Source organism: Vibrio injensis, from assembly GCF_001895205.1.
Taxonomy (GTDB): domain Bacteria; phylum Pseudomonadota; class Gammaproteobacteria; order Enterobacterales; family Vibrionaceae; genus Vibrio; species Vibrio injensis.
Map to the genome: position 1 here is coordinate 18,425 of NZ_BDJF01000017.1, position 14,066 is coordinate 32,490.

At 44.9% G+C, this 14,066-nt stretch carries 13 protein-coding genes; all 13 read right to left on the reverse strand.

Going from position 1 to position 14,066, the window contains the following annotated elements; translation table 11 throughout:
• Positions 1 to 5: 5 nt before the first annotated feature.
• Positions 6 to 443, reverse strand: a complete 438-nt coding sequence (gene tssE, locus BSR11_RS09005) for a type VI secretion system baseplate subunit TssE (RefSeq protein WP_072670087.1) — start codon at positions 441 to 443, stop codon at positions 6 to 8.
• A 2-nt stretch (positions 444 to 445) separates the two neighbouring features.
• Positions 446 to 1,927, reverse strand: a complete 1,482-nt coding sequence (tssC, locus tag BSR11_RS09010) for a type VI secretion system contractile sheath large subunit (RefSeq protein ID WP_072670088.1) — start codon at positions 1,925 to 1,927, stop codon at positions 446 to 448.
• A gap of 41 nt (positions 1,928 to 1,968) precedes the next feature.
• A complete protein-coding gene (tssB, locus tag BSR11_RS09015) occupies positions 1,969 to 2,475 on the reverse strand; it encodes a type VI secretion system contractile sheath small subunit (RefSeq protein WP_072670089.1) in 507 nt (168 codons plus the stop codon).
• A 384-nt stretch (positions 2,476 to 2,859) separates the two neighbouring features.
• Positions 2,860 to 3,870, reverse strand: a complete 1,011-nt coding sequence (locus tag BSR11_RS09020; protein WP_072670090.1) for an SEL1-like repeat protein — start codon at positions 3,868 to 3,870, stop codon at positions 2,860 to 2,862.
• Between the two features lie 103 nt (positions 3,871 to 3,973).
• Positions 3,974 to 4,258 (reverse strand): type VI secretion system PAAR protein, encoded by a 285-nt coding sequence (locus tag BSR11_RS09025; RefSeq protein WP_072670091.1) that lies wholly within the window; start codon positions 4,256 to 4,258, stop codon positions 3,974 to 3,976.
• 182 nt (positions 4,259 to 4,440) lie between these two features.
• A complete protein-coding gene (locus BSR11_RS09030) occupies positions 4,441 to 5,148 on the reverse strand; it encodes a DUF2931 family protein (RefSeq protein ID WP_072670092.1) in 708 nt (235 codons plus the stop codon).
• Positions 5,149 to 5,871 (reverse strand): DUF2931 family protein, encoded by a 723-nt coding sequence (locus BSR11_RS09035; protein ID WP_072670093.1) that lies wholly within the window; start codon positions 5,869 to 5,871, stop codon positions 5,149 to 5,151.
• On the reverse strand, positions 5,872 to 7,809 hold the full coding sequence (locus BSR11_RS09040) for a phospholipase effector Tle1 domain-containing protein (RefSeq protein ID WP_208604778.1): 1,938 nt from the start codon (positions 7,807 to 7,809) through the stop codon (positions 5,872 to 5,874).
• On the reverse strand, positions 7,806 to 8,594 hold the full coding sequence (locus tag BSR11_RS09045) for a DUF4123 domain-containing protein (RefSeq protein ID WP_072670094.1): 789 nt from the start codon (positions 8,592 to 8,594) through the stop codon (positions 7,806 to 7,808). Before BSR11_RS09045 ends, BSR11_RS09040 begins: the two co-directional genes overlap by 4 nt.
• Positions 8,591 to 10,642 (reverse strand): type VI secretion system Vgr family protein, encoded by a 2,052-nt coding sequence (locus BSR11_RS09050; protein WP_072670095.1) that lies wholly within the window; start codon positions 10,640 to 10,642, stop codon positions 8,591 to 8,593. The genes BSR11_RS09045 and BSR11_RS09050 overlap by 4 nt, the downstream gene beginning before the upstream one ends.
• Before the next feature lie 148 nt (positions 10,643 to 10,790).
• Entirely contained in the window at positions 10,791 to 11,309 is a 519-nt protein-coding gene (locus tag BSR11_RS09055; RefSeq protein WP_072668989.1) for an Hcp family type VI secretion system effector, read from the reverse strand.
• Positions 11,310 to 11,505: 196 nt separating this feature from the next.
• The gene (locus BSR11_RS09060) at positions 11,506 to 12,834 is read right to left on the reverse strand and encodes an MBL fold metallo-hydrolase RNA specificity domain-containing protein (RefSeq protein WP_072670096.1); all 1,329 of its coding nucleotides are present in this window, start codon (positions 12,832 to 12,834) and stop codon (positions 11,506 to 11,508) included.
• Between the two features lie 196 nt (positions 12,835 to 13,030).
• Positions 13,031 to 14,035 carry an NAD-dependent epimerase gene (locus BSR11_RS09065; protein ID WP_072670097.1) on the reverse strand — a complete coding sequence of 335 codons (1,005 nt, stop codon included), beginning with the start codon at positions 14,033 to 14,035 and terminating at the stop codon, positions 13,031 to 13,033.
• Positions 14,036 to 14,066: the final 31 nt, after the last annotated feature.

Genomic DNA, 14,066 nt, shown 5'->3' on the forward strand with positions numbered 1-14,066 from the left:
AATTATCAATACACTCGGTATTTTCTGTTTTGATCCAATAGCAGATTAAACTGAACTTTATCATGTAACGCATCGCTGTTAATTTCAGCTGTTATATAAAAGCGTAGCGTTAAAGGATGAAACGTATCTACATCTGTACTGATCACAATATTTCGCAAACGAGGCTCGTACAGGCTTAAACAACGCTGTATAGAGAGTTTTATCCGTAAAGATAAATCCAGTGTCTCTAATGTCGCGTCATTAAAATCTACTAGCCCTAGGCTTGGCGCACTCTGTGCCTCTCCCATGCGAGTATTTAAGATATTGGATACATTACGCTTAATTGACTGGAGTACATCCCATGCATTTGGCCCTTGGGTTAAAGACATAGGATTAGTGCCAGCTTCTAAACGTTCAAAGAAGCTGACACCAAATGCACTCTCTTCAGGTGCAATATAAGTCATCGTTATGCTTGATCGAGCCGGCCAACTAGCGACAGTTCAAAATTCGCACCCATATATTTGAAATGAGGTCGAACAGAAAGAGAAACCTGATACCAACCTGGTTCTCCTTCAACGTCCATCACTTCAATTTTGGCAGCTCGAAGAGGTCGACGGCTGCGAACATCTGCTGGTGGGTTTTCTTGATCGGCAACATATTGTTTAATCCAGCCATTCAACTCACGCTCAAGATCTTGACGCTCTTTCCAAGAACCAATCTGCTCACGTTGTAATACTTTTACGTAATGAGCAAGACGATTGATGATCATCATATAAGGAAGTTGAGTGCCTAACTTATAGTTAGTTTCTGCCTCTTTGCCTTCCTTAGTATTTGGAAATATTTTCGGTTTTTGAATGGAGTTTGCAGAGAAAAATGCTGCATTATCACTGCCTTTACGCATTGTTAAGGCAATAAATCCTTCTTCCGCAAGTTCGAATTCTTTACGATCAGTCACTAAAACTTCAGTGGGAATCTTACTTTGTAAAGCACCCATTGATTCAAATACATGCACAGGTAGATCTTCAACAGCACCACCGCTTTGTGGCCCGATAATATTTGGGCACCAACGGTATTTAGCAAAGCTATCTGTTAAACGGGTTGCAAAAGCAAAAGCCGTATTACCCCATAGATAATGCTCGTGTGAACGACTCACATTTTCTACATAATTGAATTTTTTAATTGGATTTTCTATTGGATCATAAGGAACACGCAACAGGAATCGTGGCGCAGTTAAGCCGATGTAGCGAGCATCCTCTGACTCACGAAGAGAACGCCATTTGGTATATTTTGGACTTTCAAATGTCGACTTAAGATCTTTAATATTTGGTAGTTCTTCAAAAGAATCAATACCAAAAAATTCAGGGCCAACACTGGAAATGAAAGGAGCATGAGCCATTGCACCAAGAGCACCCATATACTGTAAAAGCTTCATATCCGGTGTAGATGGAGTAAAAGCAAAGTTACCGATAATTGCCCCTGTAGGTTCACCACCAAACTGACCATAACCTGATGAATAAACATGTTTATATAGGCCAGACTGAGTTGTTTCAGGAGCGAATTCAAAGTCTTCCAATAATTCACTCTTAGTTACATGCAGTAGCTCAACTTTATTATTTTCACGGAAATCGGTACGATCAATAAACAGCTTCAGACCACGCCATGACGACTCCATTTGCTGAAAACGCTCTTCATGTAAAATCTCATCCATTTGAGCACTGATTTTCTTGTCAAGCTCAACAAGCATTTGATCGACAAGTGATTTATTAACTGGTTCTTCTGTTTGGTGTGAACCAATCAAATTTTCAATAAAAGCAGCGACGCCCTTCTTGGCCAGATCATAGCCTTCTTCATTTGGCGCAATACGCGTTTGTGCCATGATTTCATCAAGTAAGCTACCTTGACCTTGGGTAGTACCTTGTCTTTCTAATACAGCCTCTGTAGTAGACATCGATTTCGTTCCTAAATTGAATTAAATAACAATACTATTGATTAAGCTTGAGGCGCTTCTGCATCACTGACCAAATTTAGTTCGGACAAAAGCTTTTCACGTGACTCTTCTGAGTTAAGGAGATCTTGTAAACGCTCTCGAAATGCAGGGATATTTCCCAATGGACCTTTCAAGGCTACAAGAGCTTCACGAAGTTCAACCAATTTCTTTAATTCTGGAACTTGAGTCGCTATAGAGTCTGGTTCAAAATCAGTAAGAGACTTGAAACTGAGTTCAATCGGCAATTCAGCATTTTCATCATCACTCAACTTATTACGAACTGTGGTCGTCAGTTTCAAGTCACTTTCACGCATTACTGCTTCAAAATTGTTTTTATCAATAGAAACCGTTTGTCGTTCTTCTACCGGAATATCTTCTGAATGACCTTTAAAATCACCAATAACCAATGTTTTTAACGGCAATTCAACTTCAGCCTGTGCATCTCCTGTTGCTGGAATATACTTAATATTAATCCGCTCTTTAGGAGCTACACTTCCTTCTTTAGACATATTACGTCTCCAATACCTATACCAATCATTGTCCAAACCACTGAATAGAAAAGAAAAAACACCATCTCTTCCAGTGATACATAACGTTGTAAAAACTATTTCTATAAATTATTGATCTTTAAAAATTAAATGAATGTTAATTTCTCACGCCACCATCCTAATTGATAGATGAAACAATAAAATCAATTAGCTTAGCCTAATTAAATGATAACTAAAATACATCCTATCTTATAAGATCATCCTATCATTCGGCTAGCGTCAGTTAGCCACCATAAAATTTTAAGTTCCATATTCTATTCAAATTTTAAACAATTCCATGTAAAAAACTATCAAATTATGACATTGATTCCAAAAAGTAAGCGTATCATAATGCTAATGTATTGATTAGTTAATATCCCAAAAAATATCGTAATGGAAAAGTGTAGGTATATTTTTATAATCACCGACCAAGGTTTCTGCCTCTCTATCCATATCGAAAATTACCTGACTAAAAATATATTGCTGATCTAATTCAAACATCTCATAGACAGCTTGCATTCGATCTTTTCCAGCAGAAGCAAGGTACAAATCAACATAAGCTTTTGCTTGAATAGGATTAGGCGTAACAAACTCGTATGAGGCGCGTTGACCAAGTAAAATTTTGGCCACACTCGCTAATGAGATCAGATCCCCCTGGTTTAATGCAACCAAACGCCATTCGTAGGCTTCTTCAAAACGGCCTTTACTCTCTAGCAAACCAATATAATGTCTGATCGCAGGAATGTACCCTGTCTTAGCGGCAGCTAAATATAGCTCCCTTACTGTCGTTTCTCTTGCCCCTGGCATAAGAGAAATACCGTGTCCCTGCTCGATAAGTAACGCTTTATCCATCAGCGCTCTAGGATGTTTAAAACTTACGGCGAGATCGAGATAGTATAAAGATAAAGTCCTATCATTATCTCTGTAGTAACGCGATAGTTCGTAGGTCGCTTGAGATGGATTACTGGCTCCCAGTTGTATCAAGCTTTCGTAATATTTATTTCTCCAGTAATCAATTTCACGGTCACTTAACCACTCAGCATCACTATACAGTTGGTGCATTGCTCGGCGGTTACCCAATTCAGCAGACTTGAGTAAATACTTTCTTGCGGCAAGGGGGGTTCTGATCGTCGTTTTGTAGTTAGACAATTCCATTGCATACAAAAATGCCGCCGCTGGTATATCGTTATCCGCTGCGTATTGAAGGTAAGGACGTGATTCTAGGTTTTTATACTGTGCACGGAGTAACCGCCCTGTCTCATAAGCCTCTTCTGGAGACATACCACGTAGCTCATATCTCTCTAACTGCGCAAAAACCGCCGTTGAAGACATTGAGAACAATAAAATTAATAAACTAGCTTTCACTTTACACCACATGAATAGAGCCTCTTATCACGTACTATCCTTTCTATTTATCTATTTACTCAATAACCAGCACAGGTTATCAATCAGCTGACTTGCTCTAGAGTGAAATAATGCTTCATCCAATGTTAACCGTTGAACCACCAATAATCACACCACCACAGTCTATCGGGTCACCCACTCTTGCTGCCGGTTTACCATCGATCATTACGCTGCCAGAGCCCCCTTTAATGGCTCTTGGATGGCTAGGATTTTTCGGTTTATCATGAGGTTCTAATGGGTCACCCTGCCTTGCGACAGCTTTGCCATCGATTTTTACCGTCGGTGAACCTGCGATGATCGGGGTTGGAGGGAACCCATCATGCTCCGATCCTAGGTCTCCCACTAATGCACCTTTTGCCATTGCTTTCTCCTTGTCAGGTTTGTTGATTACATCAATAACAGATGAGCGATTACTTAGCGCCAGCTACCCAAGGCTGTTTAAGCTTATTCTCTTTATTTATCCAATTTGTCCTTATGCCAAGCAACTTAACGTCGTCGCTAAATAACATGCAAGTAAACAAACACAGTGATAAAACGGCGCATTTATTTCACCGGATATTGATCAGTTTTCGGTTGCGCCGCACGATAGGCATCCATAATAGGAGCCCATGCCATTCCGCTAGGGATCGGGTATTGTTGATAAGCATCAGCAAATTCGGCCCAAAATTCATCAATCGCATATTGCCGATTTAATGGCATCGTCTCATCATACCAGTAATCCGTCACCTCATGGGCTAATCCTCTGGCTAACAAAATATCAGGGCTAAGATAGGGGGAAGAATCCATCAAAAAAACCTCAACATACCCCCCCGTCGCCAAACCTAAACTAATATTATCTCGACGAGTCTCCCGCCATTCATTACCTACTTTGACGCGATAAACTTGACGCATCTGCTCAGCCAGATCGGCCGGCAAGTCTAAACGAATCGCATAACGTTTTTTATCATGAAACGAGACCCACTCAATCTCCACCAAATCGGGAACAGGTTGATTATAAAGCCCTCGGCCTTTACCAACCCGCCAGCGATAATCTTTAGCCTTTAAAGCCTTGGGACCAACAAAACCAGCCGAGCCATTTGATGAACCATGAGCAGCCTGCCCTTGGCGATAGAAATTCGCTTTGGTATGCCAAATTTTGTCTGCATTAGAGCCAACCATATAGCTCCAATCCATGCTAGTGGCTGTGGTTGATGCCGAGCTTTGACAAGCGCCAAGCAGCAACGCACATAGAGCAAGTAGAAAACGGCGCATTTATTTCACTGGATATTGATCAGTTTTCGGCTGCGCCGCACGGTAGGCATCCATAATAGGTGCCCATGCCATTCCGCTAGGGATCGGGTATTGTTGATAAGCGTCAGCAAATTCGGCCTCAAATCTTGCCCATCGATTTTTAAATTGACTTGATAACGGATCTCGAAGACCTGAAGGGTCATACTCCTCATCCGTCACCTCATGGGCTAATCCTCTGGCTAACAAAATATCAGGGCTAAGATAGGGGGAAGAATCCATCAAAAAAACCTCAACATATCCCCCCGTCGCCAAACCTAAACCAATATTATCTCGACGAGTCTCCCGCCATTCATTACCTACTTTAACGCGATAAACTTGACGCATCTGCTCAGCCAGATCGGCCGGCAAGTCTAAACGAATCGCATAACGTTTTTTATCATGAAACGAGACCCACTCAATCTCCACCAAATCGGGAACAGGTTGATTATAAAGCCCTCGGCCTTTACCAACCCGCCAGCGATAATCTTTAGCCTTTAAAGCCTTGGGACCAACAAAACCAGCCGAGCCATTTGATGAACCATGAGCAGCCTGCCCTTGGCGATAGAAATTCGCTTTGGTATGCCAAATTTCATCGGCATTAGAGCCAACCATATAGCTCCAATCCATGGTAATGGCTGTGGTTGATGCCGAGCTTTGACAAGCGCCAAGCAGCAACGCACATAGAGCAAGTAGAAAACGGCGCATTTATTTGCCTCCTTGTTGGTTATCTATCTGGCGGCGCACCTCCTGACCTTGGCGCTGATTAGGGGCATTAACAATCCCCGCATCAGCACTATGGTGCAAGTAGTCACGGCGTAAAGCACGGTATTCATTATTCGATAATTGACGAGTGAGATCGATAATTTGCCCCGCCTGTTTCGCACTGGCGGACCAGAGTACATCTAACTGTTGTAAATTGAAATTGGGTCTTGGATTAGCGACACTGTTTAATTTTAAAGCATCATCGGAAGTATCCCACTCTCTAAATGGTACGCCCACATCGCGCGCCGCTTCCACTAATATATGCAATGGAATGCGTGAGTATTCCCCTTCCACAATACGATGTAACCAAACACTAACCGTGATGCGTTGGCTGTCTTTTTCTCGGCTCGTATGGGTATCCGTCCGTACTGCTAATGTTAATTGGCCGGCAACTGGCTCAGCTCTACGCGTATGTTGAACGGTGATACCGCTCGCCCAACCTTGAGCAAGTTTCTGTTCAGCATAGGCAAGAGCACGGCGATAAGCCTGACTGCGTTCAGGTTGACTTGTATCATATTCAATGCTGGTAAAACGCTTAAGGCGTTTTTTTTCCGTTAACAATGGCGTGGCTTGATGGGGCTGTGACAGGCTCCAACGGCTATAATACCCACCACCGACGTCCGAATGGCTACCGGGAACAATCACTTCAGTAAAGTTAGGCGCAATGGTCTGTTGATCACTGATTTTGGTCAGCGCAAAGTTGACTCGCCACTCATCATTGGCGACCAATTGCACCACGCGCGCGGCTTGCTCGGCCTGTAACGTCACCTGACGGCGATTAAATTGCGAAGTGACCACAGTATCAAAAAGGCCGACAAACTCAACTCGTACCTCATCGCGGCTCGCCCAGTTAAAGCCTGAGGTTAAGCGAATACTTGGCTCATTGGCGAGGGCTTCTGCTAACGCATGTTCAGCATTGGCATCTATCAGATTAACAAACTGCCGCGCAGCCGAAGCGCCGCGGCTAAAGCCAAACACATCAAATTCAATTCGATGAATCAATTCAACTTCGGCCAGTAATCGAGCTAATTGCCTTTTGATCTCACGTACAATTAAAGTACGGCAGGCTCGTTGCACTTGACCTAAGCTGGAGGTATCGCCAAGGTCAAAACCTTGGCCCAACATAGCATCACTCCCTTCACGCGTGGTGCCAATTCCATCTATATATACCGCAACGGTTAATGCGCCTTCGGTTGCTGGACTGTAGAGCGAATGGGCTTTACCAATATTGGTGATATCGTTGCCTTGGCTATTATCTTCGACTGGGATCTCCCCAGCTTCACACTGACGCCGCAAGGCTTCACGCTGCTCTGGGTCATCGCACTGTTCTAAAAAGGCTTCAATATAGTTTTTGCCTTGCAAGTGGTTAAAACTGTTATTGGCTGTACCATCAAAAAATACCCCTATCCGCAAGGTGCTGATTTGATAGCCTTGCACTTCTAACACATACGAGTGGTTGGTAAAAAGCCGCAGCTCTGCTTGCCCAGCTTGATGGCGCTCCGGTAGTGGCGAATCGGGCTCGGTGAGACATAGTTCACCAGACGTCACCTTAATATGCTCACGCACCACTTGGTTATAACCCACTTGTATCACATACTCAGCGAGTGGGCTGACTTGATCGGCAGCCAATGCGGCCCGTGATTGCGCCTCTTTCAACCAAGCTTGAGTCGCCAGTTTGACCGTGACGGGGCCAACCGCTAAATCGGTAATCAAACTGGGCTGGTCACTCAATACTACGCTGACTTCTTTACCGGTTGCATCGGTCACTAGCGCAGTTTGCCCAGCAAAAGAGCGATTATGCTCGTCTCTAAGATCAAGCTCTATCCAATTTTCATAGCGCTCACAAGAGATACAATGAGGATTTGCACCAATACTGCTCATGCTAGCTTCTCCTCAATATGTAAAAAGGTTTCATACTCTGCTTGGGTAAAACGAAAAACCGTCACTAGCTCATCCTCAGCGGTTAAGGTATGTTTTTGTAACGTGCGTAACACAAGCATCTCCGCTTGTTCGGCTGTTAATCCATGCTGCTGAGCAGCGGCTAAGCCTTCGATGATCATCGACTGTGGTGCAACCACTTTTTCCATCATTGTCGGGCACATTGCCCATAAACGGCGTTTGATACTAAAGGCATGTTGTTCCACCTTATAGAGATCGGCGAGATGCTGAGGCTGTATTTTCCACCAAGGGGCAGGCTGATAGATAAACTCGGCACTGCGCGTATTTCCCCATTCCTGAAATACTCCTTGCTTAACGGCGGCTAACCGTTCTACCGGCCCTAAAAAGTCGTTACGTTCCAGCTCTCGCATCGCATCCAACATAGGCCAAATAACGTCGGTATCATAAAAACGAAACAGCACCTCTTCGCCTTCTAGTGCGGCAATCAAAAGGCTTTGAAGATGATTTAATAATTCAATCGAGGAACGATGACTGGTTAAGAAAATGCCTTGCTGTAACAGCTCATCCGGTAATGCCAACACCTTATCTGAGACAGGAATTAGCCAAGGGGACAAACTCATCACAGGAGCAAAGGTCTCGCCGTGAAATAGAATCTGAGTGCAGTCAAACACTAACCCATTATTAGCCGCAATAACTTGTTTAAAGGCTTGCTGATCTAATAACCAAAAGACCGGTGTGGTTTGCTCTACTAACCACTGTTGAATCATGAGTTTGCTCCCGCTAAAGGACACACCTTCACCGCAGCAACGTTAGCTTCTTCGGCTTTGAGCAAAGCTTGATAAGAAATAGTTTGCGGTGGAGCCAGAGTTACCGCGGGTTCTAAGCCCCCAGGCAATGCTGGTATTTCACCACTAAAGCCACTGCCGCTACTAGGGCTGCCTCCTGAGTTAAGATTAACGCCCGCCCCCACTAGATGCACACCCGCCGGATCGACTTTGACAAAACTGCCCCCCGCTTTAACGGTAATTTCAGAGCCAGCTTCAATCACCACTTTTTGACCCGCTTTAATATGAACTTCATCACCCGCTTCGCTCACCCAGACTTGACCCGATTTTATGTATAACGAGCCATCGACTGTCAGGGTTTGGTTACCTTTTACCGACTCGTAACCATTGCCATCCACCGTTAAGTGCTGATGATGGTGGATATGGCTAAACTGGTCGTTCTCTACCGTCAGATGCTTATCGTGTTTAATGTGCATCGTCGCATCATTAAGCACCACCCCCTCAACATCCTTTTGTGCATGCAGGTAGATTTTCTCTTGCCCAGCTTGGTCTTCAAAACTCAGTTCGTTAAAGCCTTCCCCTTGGTGACTTTCACTGCGCAGCACCGTTTTGGTTTTGTGCTCTGGCAAAGGGTAAGGCGGTTGGTTGGTCGCGTGATAGGTGCGACCGGTGACGATAGGCTGGTCTGGGTCGCCGTTTAAAAACGAAACTATCACCTCATGACCCACTCGCGGAATAGCCATCATGCCGTATTGACTGCCCGCCCAACCTTGTGACACTCGCACCCAACAAGAGCTGTGCTCATCACCGTTCGAATATCTGTCCCACGGAAAATGCAGCTTAACGCGGCCATGTTCATCACAGAAGATTTCTTCGTTTTCCGGACCGACCACCATCGCGATACACGGACCATCCATTTGCGGTTTCACTTGAGGCGTCGCACGCCAGTTCACCTCGGCTGGAATAAGGGTAAATTGGTTGCTGTAAGTGGTCGCGCCGCTGCCCCCTTCTTCTTCCAACACTTGGGGCTGATGCCCCTCATGCTGCACGTGGACCACGACCCAATCACGGTTCACGCTCTCATCGAGATGCTCTTGTAAATCAAACTTAGCGCCTGCTTGTAAGGCTGGATGGTTACTTTTTCCCGTTGCGGTGCGCGCGTCTCGACGTAGGTACTCTAAACGTATCTGGTTAAAGGCTTTGCCACTGACATCGTCTTTAAAGCGCCCTGGCGCATCAAAGTGTTCGTAGGTGTCGCGCTGATAATCTATCCCTTGCCCGTGTGCTTGCTGAGCAAAGGAATAACTCGGCTTTTTAAAGCTGTAATCTTGTAAGGCGGTGTGACTGACGTGACTTTGGGTGTGTTGCTCAAAAGCAAAAATATACGGGCTGTCTATCACGCCCCCCGCGAGTGCATTAAAAGGGATCGGCGTATCCAGTTTGGGGAGCCCTTGGCTGTCGTCGGTGAACAGTAAGGTGTGCTTCTCGTCTTCATGAATAAAGTGGTACACCAGCCCCTCTTCCGCCGCTAAGCGATGCAGAAAAGCCAAGTCGGTTTCTCGATACTGAACACAAAACTCACGTTGAACACAGTCACGCTGCAAGGAAAAGGCGTAATCGGTAATGCCCATCTCTTCTAATAACGTGGCGATGATGTCGGGAGCCGTCTGGAGCTGAAAGATGCGACTGTTATGGCGCAGCGATAAACGGTCTAAAGCGGGCACCAGCGTTAATCCATAAAAGGTATGGCGATGCCCAATGTTGCCTTGGCTAAATTGACGGACAATACCATGCACCCGCTGCACGAGTAGGCCATCACGCCACATTTCTAACTGCGCCGTTTTATCAACAAAGTCTAGCGCGGTTAAGTCTGAGCGGCGGCTGGCAAGCTGGATATGGTAACGAAAACCATAACAATGCTGACCATCCTGCTGGCTGTCCGACAGCGATTCGACACCTTGATATTTATGCACCATCAAGACATCGTCTGCCAACCCATCCACTTTTAGCCGAAAACGTAACCTTGCCATTGCTCTTTCCTTCCATCTACATCATCAATGTCGAAAAACCTTAAGCACAACACCGCCACCACTCGGTATTGTGCTTAAGGTTTTTAAAACGGGGCGCTCACCCCAAGGATATGAAATACGGATGAGCGCCCCACATTACTTAGCGTGATTACGCTTCAACTGGCTTACGCCAATCGTCAGAGCCTGACGTGCCTGCGTTCACATGATCCCATAGGATTTTGCGGTAAGACATAGAAACCGTCACGTTTTGAGTGAAATCAGAATTCGTTGGATCTTGGCAGTGCGGCATCTCACAACGAATATCAACAATAGAAGCACTTTCTAGTTTGGTGGTAAAGAAGTTCTCTTGTTTGCCTTCGATAGAGGTGCGGTACCATTTAAGCTCGACCGACTTCATCTTCTCACCAGACGCCAATGCGTTGTACAGAAGAGGAACCGCTTTGTTCAGTGCTACCGTAAATTTGAATGGTTTGTGGACACGTTGACCTGAAGGCTGACCTGATTGTGGGTCAGTCGGTACCGTCACCACGTGGTCAAATTGTTGAACCAGCATTTGGTCTTCATGACCTTCAACAAATGCATCACCGATAGAATCAGTAGACAGAGCACCCGCTGTGATAAGACCCTGAGTTTCGCCTTCGATAGAGATATAACATGGAGTTGGCATTGCAAATTCCTTATTGTGTGAATAAACGCGACGCACATCGTCGCAATATGCAACACCAACAAAGCAAGGAGCATGCCAAAAATAAATATCAACAATTTCAATTAGTTAAAAATAGCCCAATTTAAGCTGAGCAAGATCTTGCCCAGCTGGGCAACTTTTTGCTCGCCCGGGCAAGATCTTGCTCAAGCCATATTCGTTATATCACGGTAATATTAATATTCTCTTTCTTCAATAACGCTCTGAATGCACTCTGTACTTGTGGTTCACCGTGAATCAAATGTATTTCCTTTGGTGGCTGGTCGATGCCTTTAATAAATGCCAGTAATTCAGATTGATCCGCATGAGCGGAATAGCCCGACATCACATGAACATTGGCTTTAACATCAATCTCTTCCCCATCAATACAAATCGATTTATCGCCTTGAGCAATGGTTCGACCTAGGGTGCCCTCCGCTTGAAACCCTGCAAAAATCACATCGGTACGCTCATCTCCCAGCAACGCTTTTAAATATTCAACAATTCGTCCACCTTGGCACATTCCTGATGCGGCAACCACAATCGCGGGAGCACCGGTTGAGGCTAAACGATTCACTAACGCCTGATGAGTACGATAATCACTAATTTGTACGCACTGTTCGAAAGCTAAAGGATGACGATGCATCTCTAAACGCTGCTTTGCCTCCTCTCCCCATAGGGTTTTAAAACGACGGTAAGACTGAGTAACTTGTTGAGCCATTGGGGAATCAAGAATAATCGGCAGATCGGCATCAATTTTATGCTCAAAAATCAAACGTTCAATATCAAACAGTAATTCTTGCGTACGACCAACACTGAAGGCGGGAATTAGAATCGTGCCGCCATTTTCTAATGAACGTTGGATGATTTCGCGTAACTTCTCAGCACGACCTGCCACATCATCATGGTTTCGGTTGCCATAAGTCGTCTCTATTACTAGATAATCCGCCCGCTGAGGCGATTGCGGATCAGGCAGTAATGGCGTATTGCTTGGCCCTAAATCGCCTGAAAACACCACCACTTCACCGTTAGCTAAACGAAGCTCAACATAAGCGGAACCTAAAATATGCCCTGCTGGTTGAAAACGAAGTTCAAGAGTAGCGGACTCCGGACGATGGCACTCGACCGTTAACCACTCGCCATAACAAAGAGGACGTAACCGTTGTTTTATGGCTTGTAAAACTTGCTGAATTTGCCCGCGATTCAGGCCCAATTGCAATTTAAGCCCATCTTCTAACATTAATGGGATCAGCTCTGCACTGGCTGGCGTACAATAAATCGGCCCCATAAAACCCGCAGCAAGCAACCACGGCACGCGGCCAATATGATCAATATGGGCATGAGTCACAATCAGTGCATCGATATGCTCAATGGGAAAATCCAACTCAACGTCTGTTGCATCTTTACCTTGGAACAATCCACAATCGATTAATACCGCCATACCGTCAGCACGAAGTTCATGACAAGAACCGGTGACAGTATGTTTACCGCCATGATGAAGTATTTGCATATCCTTTGCCTTATTCACAGACTCAATAAGTGCACACTAGCACAGCAAATAAAAAGCAAGGTGGAAGGGGGAGGGAAAATTCGAGGCAGTTGGCAGGAAAGGGAGGGGAGTGAGATATTGTAGGGGCTAGATCCTAGAATCTCGATTTTAAAGAACAGCAAAACTTAGATTCTAAACTCTCGCCCCAGCTAAAAAACTAAACTTGATAAAACTCGCGATACCAAGTGATAAATTCCGCAACTCCTTCCTTCACACCGATACGAGGGCGATAGCCAGTGGCAACGAACAGATCTTCAGTGTCAGCATAAGTTTGATACACATCGCCCGGCTGCATACCTCGGAAATTTTTCTTAGCTTCAATCCCCAGTTCATCTTCAATGGCTTTCACGAATTCCATTAAATTAATCGGAGAACCATGACCGATATTATAAATCGCGTAAGGTGCAGAGCTAGTGGCTGGCGTACCAGATTCAACGGTCCATGATGGGGTGCGATTCGGTAATACATCAGCAATGCGCACTACACCTTCAATAATATCATCGACATGGGTAAAATCGCGCCACATATCACCGTGGTTATTAATATCGATACTTTCACCCGCTAAAATCTTTTGAGTAAAGATAAATGGAGCCATATCAGGACGCCCCCAAGAACCATACACGGTAAAAAATCGCAGGCCAGTGGTAGGAATATCGTAAAGGTGAGAATAACTGTGTGCCATTAGCTCATTGGATTTTTTAGTGGCGGCATACAACGAAACAGGGTGATCGACCGAGTCAGAAGTAGCGAAGGGGACTTTAGCATTTAACCCATACACTGAGCTGGATGAAGCGTAGACTAAATGGCCCACTTTATTTTGTCGGCAGCCCTCGAGGATATTAAGATGTCCGACCAAGTTTGAATCAGCGTAAGCGTGAGGGTTTTCGAGTGAATAACGCACCCCAGCTTGAGCAGCGAGATGGATCACACGATCAAACTTCTCTTGTTCGAAAAGCTGCGCTATAGCATCACGATCAGCGATATCTAGTTGGATAAAACGAAATAGCGGGTGCTCAATACGCGCCAGTCTGGCATGTTTTAGATTAACATCGTAATAATCATTAATATTATCAATGCCAATCACCTGATGGCCTTGCTCAGTTAATTTTTTAACAGTGGCGCTACCAATAAAGCCCGCTGCTCCGGTGACTAGATATTTCATGTTTAAGTCTCGAAAAAATTTAAGAGAAAAC

Coding starts and splice junctions, on each gene's coding strand:
- tssE (WP_072670087.1), bottom strand. CDS start 443: ATGACTTATATTGCACCTGAAGAGAGTGCATTTGGTGTCAGCTTCTTT.
- tssC (WP_072670088.1), bottom strand. CDS start 1,927: ATGTCTACTACAGAGGCTGTATTAGAAAGACAAGGTACTACCCAAGGT.
- tssB (WP_072670089.1), bottom strand. CDS start 2,475: ATGTCTAAAGAAGGAAGTGTAGCTCCTAAAGAGCGGATTAATATTAAG.
- BSR11_RS09020 (WP_072670090.1), bottom strand. CDS start 3,870: ATGTGGTGTAAAGTGAAAGCTAGTTTATTAATTTTATTGTTCTCAATG.
- BSR11_RS09025 (WP_072670091.1), bottom strand. CDS start 4,258: ATGGCAAAAGGTGCATTAGTGGGAGACCTAGGATCGGAGCATGATGGG.
- BSR11_RS09030 (WP_072670092.1), bottom strand. CDS start 5,148: ATGCGCCGTTTTCTACTTGCTCTATGTGCGTTGCTGCTTGGCGCTTGT.
- BSR11_RS09035 (WP_072670093.1), bottom strand. CDS start 5,871: ATGCGCCGTTTTCTACTTGCTCTATGTGCGTTGCTGCTTGGCGCTTGT.
- BSR11_RS09040 (WP_208604778.1), bottom strand. CDS start 7,809: ATGAGCAGTATTGGTGCAAATCCTCATTGTATCTCTTGTGAGCGCTAT.
- BSR11_RS09045 (WP_072670094.1), bottom strand. CDS start 8,594: ATGATTCAACAGTGGTTAGTAGAGCAAACCACACCGGTCTTTTGGTTA.
- BSR11_RS09050 (WP_072670095.1), bottom strand. CDS start 10,642: ATGGCAAGGTTACGTTTTCGGCTAAAAGTGGATGGGTTGGCAGACGAT.
- BSR11_RS09055 (WP_072668989.1), bottom strand. CDS start 11,309: ATGCCAACTCCATGTTATATCTCTATCGAAGGCGAAACTCAGGGTCTT.
- BSR11_RS09060 (WP_072670096.1), bottom strand. CDS start 12,834: ATGCAAATACTTCATCATGGCGGTAAACATACTGTCACCGGTTCTTGT.
- BSR11_RS09065 (WP_072670097.1), bottom strand. CDS start 14,035: ATGAAATATCTAGTCACCGGAGCAGCGGGCTTTATTGGTAGCGCCACT.